This window comes from Flammeovirga aprica JL-4, assembly GCF_012844305.1.
Taxonomy (GTDB): domain Bacteria; phylum Bacteroidota; class Bacteroidia; order Cytophagales; family Flammeovirgaceae; genus Flammeovirga; species Flammeovirga aprica.
Map to the genome: position 1 here is coordinate 86181 of NZ_JABANE010000017.1, position 17284 is coordinate 103464.

Annotated in this window: 17 protein-coding genes; 8 read left to right on the forward strand and 9 right to left on the reverse strand. The window is 34.1% G+C overall.

Annotation, left to right across the window (positions count from 1 at the left end):
* The first annotated feature begins 523 nt into the window (after nucleotides 1-523).
* The 6 genes from HHU12_RS08475 to HHU12_RS08500 all read left to right on the forward strand — a co-directional run bounded on the left by HHU12_RS08475 (nucleotide 524) and on the right by HHU12_RS08500 (nucleotide 5428).
* Nucleotides 524-1537, forward strand: a complete 1014-nt coding sequence (locus HHU12_RS08475; protein WP_169656306.1) for a hypothetical protein — start codon at nucleotides 524-526, stop codon at nucleotides 1535-1537.
* Between the two features lie 10 nt (nucleotides 1538-1547).
* Nucleotides 1548-2303, forward strand: coding sequence for a hypothetical protein (locus tag HHU12_RS08480; RefSeq protein WP_169656307.1), 756 nt, complete (start codon nucleotides 1548-1550; stop codon nucleotides 2301-2303).
* A 176-nt stretch (nucleotides 2304-2479) separates the two neighbouring features.
* Nucleotides 2480-2929, forward strand: a complete 450-nt coding sequence (locus tag HHU12_RS08485; protein ID WP_169656308.1) for a hypothetical protein — start codon at nucleotides 2480-2482, stop codon at nucleotides 2927-2929.
* A gap of 59 nt (nucleotides 2930-2988) precedes the next feature.
* Complete coding sequence (locus HHU12_RS08490) at nucleotides 2989-3528, forward strand: DKNYY domain-containing protein (RefSeq protein WP_169656309.1); 540 nt, start codon at nucleotides 2989-2991, stop codon at nucleotides 3526-3528.
* Nucleotides 3529-3844: 316 nt separating this feature from the next.
* The gene (locus HHU12_RS08495) at nucleotides 3845-4561 is read left to right on the forward strand and encodes a hypothetical protein (protein WP_169656310.1); all 717 of its coding nucleotides are present in this window, start codon (nucleotides 3845-3847) and stop codon (nucleotides 4559-4561) included.
* 105 nt (nucleotides 4562-4666) lie between these two features.
* The gene (locus HHU12_RS08500) at nucleotides 4667-5428 is read left to right on the forward strand and encodes a DUF4272 domain-containing protein (RefSeq protein WP_169656311.1); all 762 of its coding nucleotides are present in this window, start codon (nucleotides 4667-4669) and stop codon (nucleotides 5426-5428) included.
* A 122-nt stretch (nucleotides 5429-5550) separates the two neighbouring features.
* Here the strand turns inward: HHU12_RS08500 and bglX are convergent, their stop codons facing one another.
* The 5 genes from bglX to HHU12_RS08525 form a co-directional block, all read right to left on the reverse strand.
* Complete coding sequence (bglX, locus tag HHU12_RS08505; protein WP_169656312.1) at nucleotides 5551-7803, reverse strand: beta-glucosidase BglX; 2253 nt, start codon at nucleotides 7801-7803, stop codon at nucleotides 5551-5553.
* A gap of 11 nt (nucleotides 7804-7814) precedes the next feature.
* Nucleotides 7815-9299 (reverse strand): glycoside hydrolase family 30 protein, encoded by a 1485-nt coding sequence (locus tag HHU12_RS08510; RefSeq protein ID WP_169656313.1) that lies wholly within the window; start codon nucleotides 9297-9299, stop codon nucleotides 7815-7817.
* Between the two features lie 314 nt (nucleotides 9300-9613).
* Complete coding sequence (locus HHU12_RS08515; RefSeq protein ID WP_169656314.1) at nucleotides 9614-9841, reverse strand: hypothetical protein; 228 nt, start codon at nucleotides 9839-9841, stop codon at nucleotides 9614-9616.
* 323 nt (nucleotides 9842-10164) lie between these two features.
* Nucleotides 10165-10611, reverse strand: a complete 447-nt coding sequence (locus tag HHU12_RS08520) for a hypothetical protein (protein WP_169656315.1) — start codon at nucleotides 10609-10611, stop codon at nucleotides 10165-10167.
* Nucleotides 10612-10694: 83 nt separating this feature from the next.
* Entirely contained in the window at nucleotides 10695-10886 is a 192-nt protein-coding gene (locus HHU12_RS08525) for a hypothetical protein (protein WP_169656316.1), read from the reverse strand.
* Nucleotides 10887-11140: 254 nt separating this feature from the next.
* Between HHU12_RS08525 and HHU12_RS08530 the strand changes: the two genes are divergently transcribed.
* Both HHU12_RS08530 and HHU12_RS08535 read left to right on the forward strand, forming a co-directional pair.
* Nucleotides 11141-11437 (forward strand): protein kinase family protein, encoded by a 297-nt coding sequence (locus HHU12_RS08530; protein ID WP_205959828.1) that lies wholly within the window; start codon nucleotides 11141-11143, stop codon nucleotides 11435-11437.
* Nucleotides 11438-11618: 181 nt separating this feature from the next.
* Complete coding sequence (locus HHU12_RS08535; RefSeq protein WP_169656318.1) at nucleotides 11619-13298, forward strand: M1 family metallopeptidase; 1680 nt, start codon at nucleotides 11619-11621, stop codon at nucleotides 13296-13298.
* A 146-nt stretch (nucleotides 13299-13444) separates the two neighbouring features.
* Here the strand turns inward: HHU12_RS08535 and HHU12_RS08540 are convergent, their stop codons facing one another.
* The 4 genes from HHU12_RS08540 to HHU12_RS08555 form a co-directional block, all read right to left on the reverse strand.
* Nucleotides 13445-14821, reverse strand: coding sequence for a family 43 glycosylhydrolase (locus HHU12_RS08540; RefSeq protein ID WP_169656319.1), 1377 nt, complete (start codon nucleotides 14819-14821; stop codon nucleotides 13445-13447).
* Between the two features lie 140 nt (nucleotides 14822-14961).
* Nucleotides 14962-15276: a MoaF-related domain-containing protein gene (locus HHU12_RS08545; protein ID WP_169656320.1), complete on the reverse strand. Its 315-nt coding sequence runs from the start codon at nucleotides 15274-15276 to the stop codon at nucleotides 14962-14964.
* Between the two features lie 99 nt (nucleotides 15277-15375).
* Nucleotides 15376-16647: a S41 family peptidase gene (locus tag HHU12_RS08550; protein WP_169656321.1), complete on the reverse strand. Its 1272-nt coding sequence runs from the start codon at nucleotides 16645-16647 to the stop codon at nucleotides 15376-15378.
* Nucleotides 16648-16660: 13 nt separating this feature from the next.
* A complete protein-coding gene (locus tag HHU12_RS08555; RefSeq protein WP_169656322.1) occupies nucleotides 16661-17128 on the reverse strand; it encodes a hypothetical protein in 468 nt (155 codons plus the stop codon).
* Nucleotides 17129-17284: the final 156 nt, after the last annotated feature.

A 17284-nucleotide genomic window follows, 5' to 3' on the forward strand; every position in this document is an offset into this window, starting at 1 on the left:
TAACCTTATGCAATGGTTATGGCGTGATGAATAAAAGATTAATTTTTCTAGATGTATTCGTTTGAGCTTTATTTGTTTAGGAAAAGTACACACTGCAACCCGTGTAGAAAGGAGAAGTATTTCTTTTTTGTTTGAGATAAAAAAGATAATTATTAATTTGTCTCTCGGAAAGTAATTATTGGTTGTATCATATATTGCAAAGAATAGATTTGCAATAGTTTTTTTAACTGCACTTTCTACTGTTCTACTTGTTTAGATGTACTGGATTAAATAACTCTTCAATAATGTTACTCATATCTCTGTATACTTTACAATAGTCTCTTTTTTATCATCTTAAGCAAACTTTAAGTACAAAGATCTATGAGTTAATAAAGCAAAGAAAATGAAGATTTTGGCTATTTAGTCTTTAATTAAATAGCACTTAAAGCATTGAAGCATTGAATGTTTATTTTTTATATGCTCAACAAAACGTAATTCGACAAGAGTTACAGGTAAGCAAACAATAATAATCAATTATATATTTATGAGAATTATATTCGGCACTAGGCATTTTAAATTAAAATCCTACACTCTCAAAGAGCTGGAACTTTCTGACAGTGAATTTCATAACATAACAATCGAAAGAAGACAAAAATACTTTCATTTGTATTGGATTCCTTTTTGTCCAGTTGAAAAAATGTGGGCACTCCGTAAAAATGGAGAGCTTTATGATCTTCCAGCAGAATATGCAGCTATTTTGGAAGCAAAAGGGCTTCAGCATAAAACACCTTTTTACACCTTTGCACTGCCATTGTTAGTGATAGCAGGTTTCGCATTCTATGGAGCAAAAGAAAAAATAAGACAGTACCAATCGAGTCAAAGAGTAGAGCAAAGTTTTACTGAAGGTTTAGCGTCATTAAATGAGAAGGTAGCTTCACCAATGCCACTTGATTACTATCGTTTAGATGCTATTGGAGATTATAAATCAAATACTTATTTAAAGGTACTTGCTGTTCAAAATGACTCCATTTTCGCACAACTTCCTTACTTTGAACCTAGATGGTCTTCTTCTCAAACGAGTGGTAAATTGGATACTTATTTTCCTCAAGACCCAGTGCCTTCGCAACTTAAATGGTTTGCAATAGCAGATTTCAAAAATTGTATTCAAACGGAATATAAAGATAATGACTTTGAAGGTGGATCATTATTAATTGATGATAAGGCAAAGAATTATCGTTTGGTGAATATATATCATTTTGAGGGGCCTGACTTTAAAGACAAAGGGGAAGGAAGTATGGCAAATGACCAAATTGCAATTACTTTAATCAACGAAGGGTTGACGACAACAATCACAGATATCAAACCGATTAAAGGTAATGTGGAGTGGACTTCAGAGTTACCCCTAACTGCATCTGCTGATCGAAAATTTACATTGAAAGGTTCTTACAAAGCTGTGCCTACTTATAAGGTTCAGATCACTTGTAAAAATGCGGACAATTCAACTTATCGCTATGAACTAACAGGTAGTGGTGTTAGTCGTGAATTACAACAATTATAATCTGAATCAAATGAAAAATTTTAAACTATATACTAGTACTTTAATTATTGCTACTTTTGCCATTTTCCTTTCTGGCTGTAGTAACAGAAACGAGCTGAAAGAAAAGGGAATTAGATCAACAGCAATTGTAGTTGATGGTCAAAGTGTAGAAAGGGAAGGTAAGAGCACCACTTATGAAATTGAGATAGAGTTCAAAACTGAAAAAGGGCAGAAAGTAAGAGTGAAGGAGTCAGTGTCAGGAAGTGAGTATGATAAAGTATACCTAAACTGTGAAGTGCCTATTGTTTATTTACCAGATTCACCAAAGACTGTTGATGTCGTTATCTCTGGTAATGATGCCCTATTCTATCATGGCATTAAAAATAGATCTCTTTCTTTAGAAGATTTATACAATGTGTATGGTGCATCTAATAATGACAGCCTTATAAGCCATTTAAACAAGGCAAGTTTTAGATGGGTAAGTAAAAAGAATGAAGCCGTTGAATATTGGGAAAATGAGAACAGAAAAGAAGTAGTAGCCATTGATGAAGGTGTTCTGACTTATGTTACTTATGATTTCAATTATCGTAAAAATTTCAACGAAGAATTAGAGAAAGAAGGATATATTAAAATCGAAAAGGATTCTACAGGTACTGAAATTTTCCAAAATGACCACTATAAGATTGCAACAACAAGAAAGCTTGAGTCTAAGGATGGTCAGATGGGATTGTCTATGTACTATATCATAAATGTAGTGAAGACTGATATTGATTTGTCAGAATTATAGTCGAAAAAAAAAGGACTCAGATTAATATTTATACAAGGGAATCAACTTTGATAGATAGGTCTTTTTTTTAGAGTAACGATAATAAAATGGAAAAGCCTTTTCGAGTAATTGGAAAGGCTTTTTTATTCACAATTAACTCTTTTGATTAAAAACTAAAATCAGGCTAAATATATAAAATGAAAAGCTATCTTGGTACAACGGTAGGTGTTATAAGTTCATTAATGGGAATTGTTGTTTTCTTAGAAATTGGAAGAGATATTACATATTTTATTCCACTTATTTCAGTGTCATTTTCTATCTTTTTTGCATTCTTTATTGAACTTTTAAACTTAAGGCCAATTCAAGAGACTCTATTACAAATAGTAATACTAGGGACCTTGTTTACTGCAATTTCAATCCTACAGTATAAATTAAGGAAAAAGTGGTGGGCTCTTCTGTGTTTTGTACTTCAATTTTTTATTGTCCATTCATTGTTCTTTTGTTTTATGTTATTTGGAAGTGGTAATAATGGAGACGGACAAGTGATTTTTCATATTTATAAGACGTTTCCATACAGTAGTCAAATAATCTTATTTATGGGGATTATCATAGATTTTTTTCAAAATAGAAAAGGAGCGGTGATTTAAAGTGAAATTCAAGATAAAATGATGAAGAAGGAAGCCTGCAAGTAGATCATAAAAAGCCAATGAAAATATTCAATTTTATCATATTTTGCTTCTTGCTCAATAACTGTCGTACCCCAATAAAGGAGACTGAAAGCTTCGAATTTTATTTACAATTAGATGATGCAACAACCTTAATTGTACATGATAAATTTTTGGACGAATATTACTCTTATCATAATTTTCAGGAAAATCCAATTGATATCTATTCCCTTAAAAATGAATCTTCTTTTATGCTGGATAAGAATATGGTGTTTAGTAAGTACGAAATTTCGGATTGTTGTTTAATTATTCCAGCTAAAGAAATTGATAGATCGTCTTTCATAGCTTTTGAAAATTCTATTTATGGAAAAGACAAAGGCTTTGTATACGATTGCAGGCATGGGAAAATTGATGAAGCTGATGTTGAGACTTTTGAACCACTAATAATTGAAACTGAAAAGGCAATAGCATATGGGAAAGATAAGAATAACTATTTTTTCTGGGATAAAGTAGTGGCAGATATAGCTAGATTTTCTGAGCTATATCGAGCATGGAAGGTGAGAACTTTGTCATCAAAATAATAGATTATGCTTTTGAGATGATAATTCTGATTCTCTGACGATTAACACCTCAAGATAAGTTCCATAACCATTTGCTAAAAGATCTTCCGAGTGGATACTGCTTTATTTAAGGCATCCAACTCCTAGGCTTTTACCAAGTACTTCCTAGTTGCAGCATTATAGCCAATTAACGCATCTTTCACTTCGGTTGAGGCCGCAATGATACAATTAGAGATTTTTGAAGATTGCTATTTTATTATGTAATGCATATATTTTTGTTTGCTCTTTTTTGTTATATTTAACGTCGCATTTTAATTTAAAATCTAAGAATGCTAAAATGAAGCAAACAATACTATCCATAGTAGGACTTTTACTCTGCTTAAACTGTTTTTCTCAAGAAAGAGATCATAGGGCATCTTTGGATTATTTAAATCAAAGCATTGAGTACCCTTTTATAACAGAAAAAAATATTGATGGCCTTTGCTTTATCACCCTGTCAAACAATTTTGATTATTATCAAAACCCTATTCTTCTTACCGATAAGGATAATCAACAAATCGCGAGCATAGAATTTGTAGATACTTTAGGTATTATAACTACATTTAAAGGCCGTCAATTCAGATCCTATGATAATTCAAATCCTTTTAAGCCATGGTTGTGGGTAGATAATCCAGATTATTTAAGGCTTACTTTTGAGTGTACTGATTCTATTGGGAATTTTTATAAAGTGCGGCTTAATGAATCAGAGTTTGCATGGATTAAGAAAACGGATGAAAATTTTAAGAAAGAAACTATTGAAAACTTTGTACTCAAGTGGACATCTGAACCTATGAAGCTTGATTTCAACCGTTTAATTAATCCCTTAAAAAAAGAACCTAAATCTGATAGCGAGAATATCGATAACCCTGAACAAGGGAAATATAAAATATGGGAGGCAACTTCTTTAGAGATATTTGGGGACTGGATAAAAATTAAAACTATAATGGATGAAATAGGCTGGATTAAGTGGCGAGATGGAAATAAAGTTCTGATTAGAATGTATTATGCATGTTAAAATAAAACCTACCTTAAAAGGCGAAAAGTACTAATACAAAAGTATTTAATACTGATTCCAATTATTTTAATCTTGTATTTAAGGTGAACTATAAACTAGAAAAAGATGAGTTTTTTAAAGAAATTATTTGGTTCAAAAAGTGAACAGGAGTCAAATCAAGGAAGAGAAAATGAGAGTATTTTAGATCCGTTTAAAGAAGTACCATGGATGACAGAACTAAGACTTGGAAATATAGCAGTCTGTCTTGGAGCAGGATATAAACCATCACCTTCTTTGCCAACGGAATTAGAAAGACAAATGCGCCCGAGTTTAGAGATAGCCAAAAGGTTAAATGCCATCAAAGCACTGGTTTTATGGTTAATGGTTCCGGAAGAAAATTTGGGTAGTGATGAAATTCTAAGCTTTATTGATAGAAATGGACTCAAGGAATTTATGATTGAACAAGAAAGAAACATCTTAAGTTTAGCTAGAGATGATGAACAAACGAGATATTTAATCGGTTGGAAATTCGAGAATGCATGGTCACTCGCATGGTACTTTGGGTATAATGAACCTGAAATTACAGGACAAATGATGTCAGGAGAACAAATGCAAGAGATTTTAAGAGACTTTAGTTGTCCCTTGAAAGATAACGTTGAGGATTGGATAAAGAATACTCCAACTCTTTCCGAAGAACAGTTAATGCAGAGAGAGGATTTATTTTATTGCCTTCATAATGCAGTAAGAAGTGCTCAATTAGGACATCAAACGGTACCAGAAGGTTTTGACCCAATCGGAAATGGTGGTGTTATTCATGAGAGAAGGCATTCTCTAACATGGATGTTGTCAAAAGGTGTAAGCTGGGAAGAAACGGATTTAAGTACTTAATTTAAAGTCATTTATTCGGCTTAAAACTCAAATCCTGTTAGATGAAAAAATCAATAAACAAGAATGAGGATATAGCCATAAGTGGTCCATATCCTCATTTTTAATGCCATAATTTCTACGCTCTATTTCACTTCCTTCAAAGTGATAATCTCAGAAACAAGGTTGTCAGAAGCATTTCCTACGAAAATTTCAAACTTTCCTTTTTCCAAAAGAACATTGCCATTTTTGTCAAAGAAGGATAATTGATCAGGGCCAATTTCAAAAGTAACTTTTTTAGATTCCCCTGGAGCAAGGTATACTTTTTCAAAACCTTTCAATTCCAATTTTGGACGCATATAAGAAGCTACTTTGTCACGGATATATAATTGCACTACTTCAGCACCTTCCTTTTTACCAGTGTTTTTCACTTCTACTTCAACAGTGATTTTTTCGCCTTTTGTCAACTCTAGCTTAGAGAATTTTGGTTTAGAAATACTGAAAGAAGTATACGTTAATCCATAGCCAAATGCATAGGCTGGTGTAACAGAAACATCAAGGTAATTGTTCGTTAAACCTACAGGATCTAATGGTGTACCAGTTGGAATTCCTAACATTTGAGGGTTGGCAGGTCTTCCAGATTCAATCGATGAATAATAAATCGGAACTTGACCTACTGTTCTAGGGAAAGTAACGGGCAATTTTCCAGAAGGAGAAACTTTACCTGTGATCACATCCAATAGGGCAGGGCCACCCATTGTACCAGGATGCCAAGCATAAAGAATGGCGTTAACTTTATTTTCGACTGCTTCTAAAGTAAGAGGTCTGCCGGCTTGAACTACAAGAATGATATTTTTACCCGCATCGGCTAAAGCATTAATTAATTCTTCTTGAGCACCCGGTAAATTGATAAATGCTCTACTGTGTCCTTCTCCAGATAAAATGGCATCTTCACCAGCAAAAACAATTACATCTTTCACCTCATTCATTGCTTCTACAGTCGCTTTGATTTGATCCGTTTTATTTGATCTTGCATTTTCCAATCCTTTTGCAAAAACGATTTGATCACCATAAGCTTCTTGGAATGTATTTAAAGGTGTTTCCACTTGATCAATTACAGCATCCAAAGACCAAGTACCCACTTGTTCTGCCGGAGCATCAGCCAATGGTCCTACAATACCAATTTTCTCTTTTCCGATAGCTAATGGAAGTGCATTGTCATTTTTCAATAACACCAAACTTTCAATTGCCATTTTCTTTGCTTCCTCTTTGTGAGCGTCGCTTAGAATTTCAGTATTCTTGGGAACTCCTTTATAATCTTTATCAAACAGCCCTAAAGCTACTTTTACTCTTAGAATATTTTTTACAGCAGTATTGACCATTTCGATGTCGACCTCACCACTTTCTACCAATTCTTTTAAATGAGCTTGGTAAGAAGAAGAAACCATTTCCATATCCAACTGTGCTGAGGCAGATTGTAATGCCACATCTCTTAGGTTCTCACTGTAGCCTTGTTTGATCATTTGTGACATAGACTCCCAGTCGCTCACCACAAAACCATCAAATTTCCACTGGTCTCTTAAAACTTCTTTTAATAAGAACTGATTCGCAGAAGCCGGTACTCCATTAATATCGTTGAAAGCTGTCATAAATGTACCCACACCAGCATCTAAAGCGGCTTTAAAAGGAGGTAAGTACGTATTCCATAATTGGTAATCAGGAATAGAGACCGCATTGTAATCCTTTCCATTCTCTGTGGCACCATAACCGATAAAGTGTTTGGCACAAGCGGCAATTCTTCCTTCTTCTGCAGAAAGCTCATTGCCTTGGAAACCTACAACCATAGCAGCACCAAGTTCAGCCGTTAAATAAGGGTCTTCACCCAAAGACTCAGCAATTCTTCCCCAACGCGGATCTCTACTGATGTCAATCATAGGGGCAAAAGTCCAGTTGATACCTTCATCATAGGCTTCTTTACCTGCGATATTTGCTCCTGTTTCTACTAAACCTCTGTTCCATGAAGCGGCTTGTCCTAACGGAATTGGGAAAATAGTTTTGTAACCATGAATCACATCTCTTCCGATAATCAATGGAATTTTATTAGGGCTTTCCTTGGCTACAATTTTTTGAATTTTTGCAATGGCTTTTGGCGTACCCGCATTAAGGATAGAACCAACACGTCCTTCTTTAATAGCGTCAATTACATATTGTGGTACTTCATCACCATTGGTAGAAGCAATTTGGATCATCTGTCCAATTTTTTCTTCTAATGTCAGTTGATTGAAGATCTCATTTACTTTGTTTTCGACCTCAGTATTAGATTGGGCAAAAAGCATATTATTTAGTGCAAGCACTGGCAATAATACCAGTGCTGCAACATATTTATTCACTCTATTCATACTATTTTTTCTTATTTATATAGCAATGTTTGAATGGCGTGGGCTGGAATTTCAGCATGAACTTCCTGATCGCCTACAATAAAATTATATTTAATATTTTCGTCTGTTTCATTCATTACGATAGTCGCTACACTTCCATCCTCATTTTGGAATGAAGTACTGATCAGCGTACTACGGCTTGTCGTTGTACTTACTCTTTTTGCACCAGGAGTGATGAATTTAGAGAAGTGACCAATGTAGTAGTAAGAAGGAGTGTAGATCAATTCACCTTTAGATACGTCAGCGTGAATTGGTGCAAAACATAAGTTATTTACATGGTTTGGACCGCCAGTTTGATCTAAAAGGATGTTCCAGTCTGTCCAACCTACAGTTCCTTGGTTGAAGTCATTGATCATATTACGGCCATATCTTTCACCGTTGCTCCATCTTTGGTAGTGCTTAGCATCAAAACCCTCTTGACAACCTTCAGTAAATAAGATGTTTTTATCAGGGAATGATTCTTTAATGTTACCCAAGTTTCTTTGCATCTCTTCACCGCCAGTCCAGTTTTCATACCAGTGCATTCCAATACCCCAAGCGTATTTTGAAGCTTCAGGATCTTCGAAAATCACATTGGCTCTTTGAGAAATTAAATCACGGTTGTGATCCCAAACCACAATGTTTTTATCAGACATACCCGCTTTTTCAAAAGTTGGTCCTAAGTAGTTTTTTAAGAAATCTCTTTCTTGTTCAGCAGTGTAAATACACGATTCCCAAGTTTGAGTGGCCATTGGTTCATTTTGGATCGTTACACCCCACATAGGGATACCTTGCTTTTCATATTCCTCAATAAACTTCACATAATAGTTGGCCCAAGACTGATAGAATTCAGGTTGAAGTGTACCGCCTTTCAGCATGTCTTTTTTCCCTTTCATAAATGCAGGAGGCGACCAAGGTGAAGCGTATGTTGTTAATTGTCCACCACTAGAAGCAATGGCTCTCTTCATCATTGGGATTCTATATTCTAAATCATGTTTGATAGAGAATGTTTTCAAATCCTTGTCACCTTCTTCAATATAAGTATAAGAATAAGGAGAGAAATCACTACTGTGGATAGTAGTTCTCAAAAGAGAATATTTAATGCCATCTTCAGTATAATATGCTTTGATTAATTCATCTTGTTTATCTTTTGGCAATTTTGCCCATACTTCAGCAGAAGCATCCGTAATGGCTCCACCAATCCCCATAAATGTTTGGAAAGACTTATTAGGGTTTACAAAAACTGAAACTTCATCTTCTCTTGGCTGATTTGCTTTTTGAAAAGTTTCTTTCCCAGTTTCAGATAATCTATGTTTTGTATTTGAAGCAGTCGTTACAATTTTAACCTCTTTAAGTGCTAAAGCAGTTTTTACTTCTTCTACTTTTGTTTCTTCATTTACTGCATTGGATTGAACACATGCAGTCAATATTACGGGGGCGATAATGGCCTTTAGAATATTGCTTATTTGCTTTTTCATGGATAGAATTGATTTGTAATGTTTGATTTTCATTTCGTTTACAAATGTAGAGTGTGCACTTATAATTTTTTGTACAGCAAATGCCTAAATGAAGTCTACAAATAAAATAGGAGAGTCTACGAAAAGTCTACAGGTAAATATAAGTATCAGTTATACAGTGGTTTAATGTTGTTATATGGTATAAATTTAAAACAGATTTTTTTGAAGTGCGATTCTGTTTCTTAGAAAGGAGATTGAAATTTTTGGTTTAGGGGATTAGTTTTTACGCATAAAAAAAAGGAGACAAGCTCCTTTTTTTGAATTTCTTTTTGGTTTTAAAGGTAGGGTAGTACTTCAATACCCTCATCTGTCAAAATGATCTTGATATCGTTTTTTTCTTCTTTTGCCTCTATCAGTCCATTTCTACACAGTGTGTGTGTAATTCTTTTTAGTTCATGGACTGAAGCTGTAAGTCCTATTGTTTTGGCTAATACAAGTATAGAATGGTAAGCCCCTGGTTCAAGAGCCTTTACAATCTGTAGAGATTTATATTGTAAACTCATCACCTTATTTAGTTTATTTAGAATAGTACCATACCAACTGATTTTGGTACTTACCTTAGTAAACGGGCGTTAACAAAAAAAAGATACATGAAATGGGGAACTTTCTCTTTAAAAATGAAAATTATATCTTTAATATGTTATACAACGATTTCTCGAAATACAATTGGTTCAAATTCATACTTTTAATTCATGATATAGATTATCTTTTTTCAATACGTTTGAAAAACCCTAATTAATCAATAAATTTGAAGTGCAATTGTACATTCAGGCGACGAAATCAAAGATATTTTTTGGCGATTTTGTCGCTTATGTATTTTCCTTCCTTATAACTTCTTGACCAATTTCTTATCCTTGTCAAAATAGATTGCTTCTTGTTCTAATTGAGAGTACTTTTTAATCAATAAATAAGAGTCGTCTTCAAAGTGATAACTGATACTTAGTTGGTAATCAATGGCATAGACTTGTAGTTCAAACGCCTCTATTTCTAATGGATGATGGGCAGTTTCATTTAAAAACTGATAGAAATCTTCTTCTTTTTTAAAATCATCTTTAGGGTCAACCTCCACATGATATTGTAAATACACCTTCTCATTACCTATGTAAGCACCGTCTTTAATAAAAAGTGCGGAATCCTGTTCTGATGTTTGATAGGTATTATAGGTAGATATAAAGTAGTCGAGGTAACCCGTAGCTTCTGCATGATCCGATTGTGCAATGGCACTTTCCGTTACTATTATTAGTAAAATAGTGAGAATATATCTGTACATCATAGTTTCAATAAATTAGCCAACCACTTTAATTGATGAATTCTATTCTCTTCATTTTAGTTCCCCAAAATGGCATTTTAACTTTTCTAATATGAATTTCTCAATGTGACTTCGTTTTCAAGAAATAGGTCCTTTTCTTCACTTGAAAACCACTCTTCAAGTACGGTATTTTGCTCTTCTATACCCCATCCAAAACTATCTTGGAGATTTTTCCCTTCTAAAAATATTAATATTACAATACTTGATAGTATTATAATAAGACGGCTATTGTTTTTCATAAGATTGTAGTAATAAAATTGGTTTTTGAATATAATACGAGTGTTCATCAAGTACTTGTATTGCTATTACAATCAGTGAGTTATAAATGTTGCAGAGAAGAGCGAAAGTGCAATCAGTTCAGCTTTTTATGCAATAAAATGGGATGGCTTTTCCTTTAGTTTTCAAAAATATTATGAAACAAGACTGTTAAAACTCCTATTTATTAGCAATTTATTATAAAAGTGACTTAACTCATTTTACTATTTAAATATTAATGAATATTATTGCAAACACACTATTTATTGAAATTACCAAGTTTAACATGTCAACTGAATCTAAAATTACTAAACTATTAGCAGGTATTTGCCTTAACTACGGGACATCACTTCAGACAATTGTCCGTCAATTTGGAATCAAAGCATCAACGCCCGAACTGGAACAGATGATTGATGAGCTACATGACAGAGGTTATGTACACTCTATCGAGAAAAGTCCAAAGGGTATTTTTGCGCAGATCACTTCCGAAGGTAACGAAAAAGCAAAAGACCTTTTAGAATATGCCGTGGCATAAACTTACCAACCTGAAGAAAAGGCACTATTTATTTAGTGCCTTTTTTTTGTTCAAAATTTTAGGGTGAAGTGCTGAAAACTAATTAGGATTCGTAATTTTAGATTTTAAATACAAAGTCAAAAATAAAATAGATAATTTTGAATTTGTACTTATATCAATTCAAATCACAGTAAAAACCATAATGATCAATCAAAAGAGATTTATTTTAAACACATTAAAATCAACATTAATTTTAGTTCTATTTCTAGCATTTCACAGCAGTAATGCACAACTATTACATCACAATCACCAACATTTTACCGAACAAGATACGCTAAGAGGTAGTATTACACCTGAAAGAGAGTGGTGGGATTTAAAGTACTATCATTTAGATATTGAAGTAATGCCCAATGAAAAATTTATCAAAGGATCAAACATTATTGAGTATACGGTTCTAAAGGAATATCAAGTGATACAAGTGGACTTGCAAGAGCCAATGATCATTACTAAGGTGACGCAAGCGGAACAAGAGCTTAAGTATAAAAGAAATGGTAACGCTTTTTTTATTGACCTAAAGAAAAAACAAAAAGTAGGAGAGGTAAACAGTATAAAGGTCTATTATGAAGGGAATCCAAAGGAAGCGGTAAAAGCTCCTTGGGATGGTGGTTTCACTTGGGATAAAGATGAAAACGGAAATGACTTTATTGCCACTTCTTGCCAAGGTTTGGGAGCGAGTGTTTGGTGGCCTTTGAAAGATCATATGTATGATGAAGTAGATTCTATGAGAATTTCAGTGGAAGTTCCTCAACATTTGATGGATGTTTCTAACGGTCGCTTAACTAAGGTAGAGAAGAATAGAAAGAAAAAGACGAAAACCTATCATTGGTATGTTACCAACCCCATCAATAATTACGGTGTGAACGTGAATATTGGGGATTATGCTCATTTTGATGATCGTTATAAAGGGGAGAAAGGTGAACTCACTTTAGATTACTATGTGTTAAAACCAAATGTGGAAAAAGCAAAAGTACAGTTTCAACAGACAAAACAGATGTTGGAAGCGTTTGAGCATTGGTTTGGTCCTTATCCGTTTTATGAAGATGGATTTAAGTTAGTAGAAGTTCCTTATTTAGGGATGGAACATCAAAGTTCGGTGACTTATGGAAATCAATTTAAGAATGGATATCTAGGAAGAGATTTGAGTCAAACAGGATGGGGCTTGAAGTTTGATTTTATCATCATTCACGAAGCTGGTCATGAGTGGTTTGCGAATAATATCACTGACAAGGACATTGCTGATATGTGGATTCACGAGAGTTTTACGGCTTATTCTGAATCACTTTTCTTGGATTATTTTTATGGAAAAGAGGCAGGGCAGGAATACGTAAGAGGCACTCGTTCTAGTATTCAAAATGATATACCAATTATCGGTACCTATAATGTGAATGCGGAAGGATCTGGAGATATGTATTATAAGGGTTCTAATATGTTGAACATGATGCGTCAGATCGTCGATAATGATTCATTGTGGTTGTCAACTTTGAGAGGATTGAATGAGACCTTTTATCATAAAACGGTTGATACGGAAGAGGTTGAAGGCTATATGATTCAAAAAACAGGGAAAGACTTGTCTCCAATTTTTGATCAATATTTAAGATCAACCATTATTCCTACTTTAGAATACAGATTTTTTGGTGATGCTGTTTTTTACCGCTTTGTAAATTGCAATGAAGGTTTTGAAATGGAAGTGGATGTTGAAATCAATGGAAAATCTCAACGTATCAAAGCGAGAAAGCAATGGCAAACGGTTACTTTAGAGGAAGACGTTAAAACATTGGAGGTGAATAAAAATTATTATATCTCTGTGATGGAAATAAAATAATGAAAAAATACTTGAACGTACTTCTCATACGTTCACCTGATCTAAGTTTGTTGATGTTAAGGAATACAAGAAAAAAAAGATCAGTAGATGAGATGCTTTGTAATACAAGGCATCTCTTTTTTTTATAGGTTCATAATTGATCTCAACTACTCCACCACAATACTTTCAATCTCCCAAATGGTATCTTCATCATCAAAAGCGGGTTGAATACCAATCTGATGCAAGTATTTTTTATGGCTTTTGAAAGAAGATAAAGGGATAGTGACTTCTTGCCATTCTGTTGAGTTCGAAGCATCCACTGTTATCCAATCCTCTTTTGACCAATCCACATTATGAGGGTTGTTTTTGGTATATCGTTTTGGACTTTCATAACTATATAATGCAATCCTTAAACGTTGAGAAGGTTTTTGTTTTTTGAATTTAACACGAAGCTGTTTACACAAATAAATTGGGCTGTGCAGGTAAGGGGTGGAAGTGATGATAGCCTCTTTTTCAGTGGTTTTACCAACTATTTTCCCTTCCTTTTTATCGTAATTCAAATTAGTTCCTTGTTGTGCTTGCCATCCTTGAGTAGAATGGTTGAAAGTATAATTTCGACCTGGCAAAGGATATTCTAGATTGACTTCTGGAATTTTGACGGTGCCATCTTCATTAAAATACAATGGTCTGAGCTGTACGCCTCTATAAAAAGCATTAGTTTCATGATTTTCTTGAATACTGTACCATTGTCCTTTCCATTCAAAAGCACTGCCATGACCACCGTCTAGGTATTCACCTTTGTAAGTGTAAGGACCTTTAAGCGTTTTAGCCATAGCATATTGGTTTCCCCAAAATAGGTAATACCAATCGTTTCTTTTGAAAACAGCGGGTTTATCACCTGTGAATTTTTGCTTACCGTTTTCAAAAAAGATAGACAATTTTTGAGGTTGATCTGCTAATGAAATCATATCATTACCCAATGTGGCTATGAAGTATTGCCCTGCACCAAAAATGATATAGTGTTTTCCATTGTCTTCAAAAACCTCTGGGTCGTAAGACTTGGTAGAAGTGAGTTTTTCAGGAATCAGAGGTTCACCTAAAGCATCTTTCCAAGGGCCTTTCATAGAAGGAGCGACCATAACACCAGTACTAAAAGTTCTATTAGAAAAATACCAGTAAAATTTCCCGTCTTTTGTGGCTACATCCCCTGCATAACAATTGTCTTGATCACCAATATAGGTTTGAGTAGGCAAAATATTCAGGTGATGTTGCCAGTCTTTGAGGTTGGTGGTAGACCACAATTCCCAGCGGTCCATTACACAAGAACCGTAAGTATTCCAGCTTTTATCATGACCGCACATCGTATATAAAGTGTCGTTCACAATGATAACATGAGGGTCAGCCAAACCTCTGTCGGGTGCAATGCTATTGATGCTTACAGGTTGATGTTTGACGGTTTGTTGTTGTGTTTTGATACAGGAGAAAGAAAAAGTACACAAAATCAGAATGAGGTACTTAAAAAATCGGTAATGCTTATTTGTCATTTCATTTCTAGCGTTGAGTTTAACTTTATTCTAGAAACATAATACATAAAACAACTTCAAGGATTGGGAAGTAATTTTTCTTTCTTTAATCGAATAATAAAACACCCTTTTAATGAGGGAAATTTGACCTCTGTTAATTTCTATCTGCCAGAAAAAGAGATAATTTTTCCCTCCCACTGATGCTTTTCCATTTCATAAACATAACTGCAAAACACTTTCATGGTATTGAGGTTAAAAACAGCACTGACTACTTCTCTTGACTTTTCTAGCCAACTAACGAAAAGTATATCAGGAGCAACTTCTGCAAAATCATAAATTTCAGTTCCTGAATATCCCTTTGCACTCCCTGCAATACAAGTCCATTTCACTAATTTCTCTTCAAAATCTAATTGATAGGATTCACCATTATCATAAGCATAAACAAGAGTTTTACCTGCTAAGTCTTTTTTGTTCATTTTCACTCTATTTAAATTGATAAGTCATCTAATTTAGTGCTATTGAATTAATATACAGATGATTATTGTTGTGCTTTATAGAGTGATAGGATTTTTCTCTCATTTATTATTCTTACGAATATCCTCCAGTATCCAATTCAATTCAGCATCTACTTTATTTTTCCAATTTTCCCATTGAGGTTGGATATGTACATCAGGAATGATTCCATTAGAAATACTGTCTTGAAATTGATAACGCCTTTTTGAAAACTGTACCCACAACTGAGAATTAGGGAGTGGAAAACCTTCAGCATCTTGGTAATCATTGGGGTTCGAGCCTGTAGGTTCACCAATAATTTTGGCATTGAGTAATTCCTTGCATTGAGCCGTATTACTCATTCCAGCAGAGTAAGTTGTTCGATCAGCCATCACGTACACCCCATCTTTCCAATCAATTTGATTGATAAAAGAAAGTGACTTTATAAGTTCTAGACCTATATAAAAGTTGCCACCGCCATTATCCCTAAAATCAATGATGACTTTTCGGAGGTCTTTTTTGATAATATCTCTAGTGAGTGCAATAGCAAAACGTCGCATTTGCAGTAATTCTGGGTATCCTGAAAAATAAATATAGGCTGTGTGAAGTTCTTCCAGCGGTTGATACCATAGGTAAGGAACACCAATCACCGCATTTTCAAATTGGAATGGGCTCTCCAGCTGAATCGGAGCACTAAGTGTAGAGCGGTATTCTGATTCGGGAACAGCATTTAATGTCACCTTTTTCCTTTTACTATCTTCCAATTGAAATTCAAAAACGGCCGAATCTTCTTTTTTTGCGATGCCAAGCCCTTTCAAGATTTTTGAGTATTTCAAGTAAGAAGCAAATCGTTCGCTTTCTGAGTACCAATTGTCGGTGCATTGTGCTACAGAAGAGACTTCTTTTAAAATGTGTTGTAATGGAGTGCCATCTATGGATACCAGTTTTGCACCTATCAGCTCTGAGTGATTTTTTTCAATTCGAGCCACTCTCACTTCTTCGTCTCCAAAGACAAAAACATCCAATGGGTAACTATCATAAAAACCACCGGGTTTCCATATTCCTGTATGACTATCATCGAGAGACTTTATGATCTTGGCCAGTTGCAGAAAGATCTCATCATCTGATAGGTCAGGTATTTTCTTTAGTAAAACATTGACTTGTTGTTGAATGCTATCTTTAGTAGTACTATGATAAAGGTGAATGTGTTTTGCTTCTAAGGTACTGATAAGATATTCAATATCGCTTTTCCACTTTTCAGGTGTCATTTCTTGCTTGACCTCAGGTGCGCTTTCACAACTTATAAAAAATAGCACTATTGAAAAGAGGATATTAGTATAAAAAGAGAATTTCATAGTAGCTATTTTTTTAAAAGTAATAAGTAATTAAAGCATTGGGTAAATAGACAATCACACCTGCCAATATTATACTCAAAACAACACTAATTACTTTCAATTGACCTGTTTTCAATACATTGAATACAGCAATAATTAGTGCTATTACGGAAAGCATCAGAAAGAGGTACGCATGAAAATCATCTATACTTTTTATGATGTAATAGTTCTCATTAATATAAATCTCTAATAATGCACTGAGACTGAATAGCAATAAAAACAGATTGGTACTCTTCGCTTTGAAGAAAGTATTTAGCCCTGCTAAAAGAAGCACAAAATAGATGGACCAACGGCTGATAAAGAGCAAAATAGAATAATCTGTATAGCGTTGTGTATTTCCATCATTAAAAATAGTATTGTATTCTATGAGTATTAAAGTCAGAGAGAGCAGGACTAATATTCCCCCAATTCCCTTTTGGAAGTGTGTTTTTTTGAGTAGCATTATTTAAGTTATGATTAGTACTATGTAAAAGTTTCAAACGATATTTCTACAAGCTTAATATTATTCTACTTTCAAGCTTCCTTCTTCTTCATTTCTCTTATGATTAAAACAAGGAAAATTGTATTTATTTTGTACAATTTCTTCCAAAAGAGATAA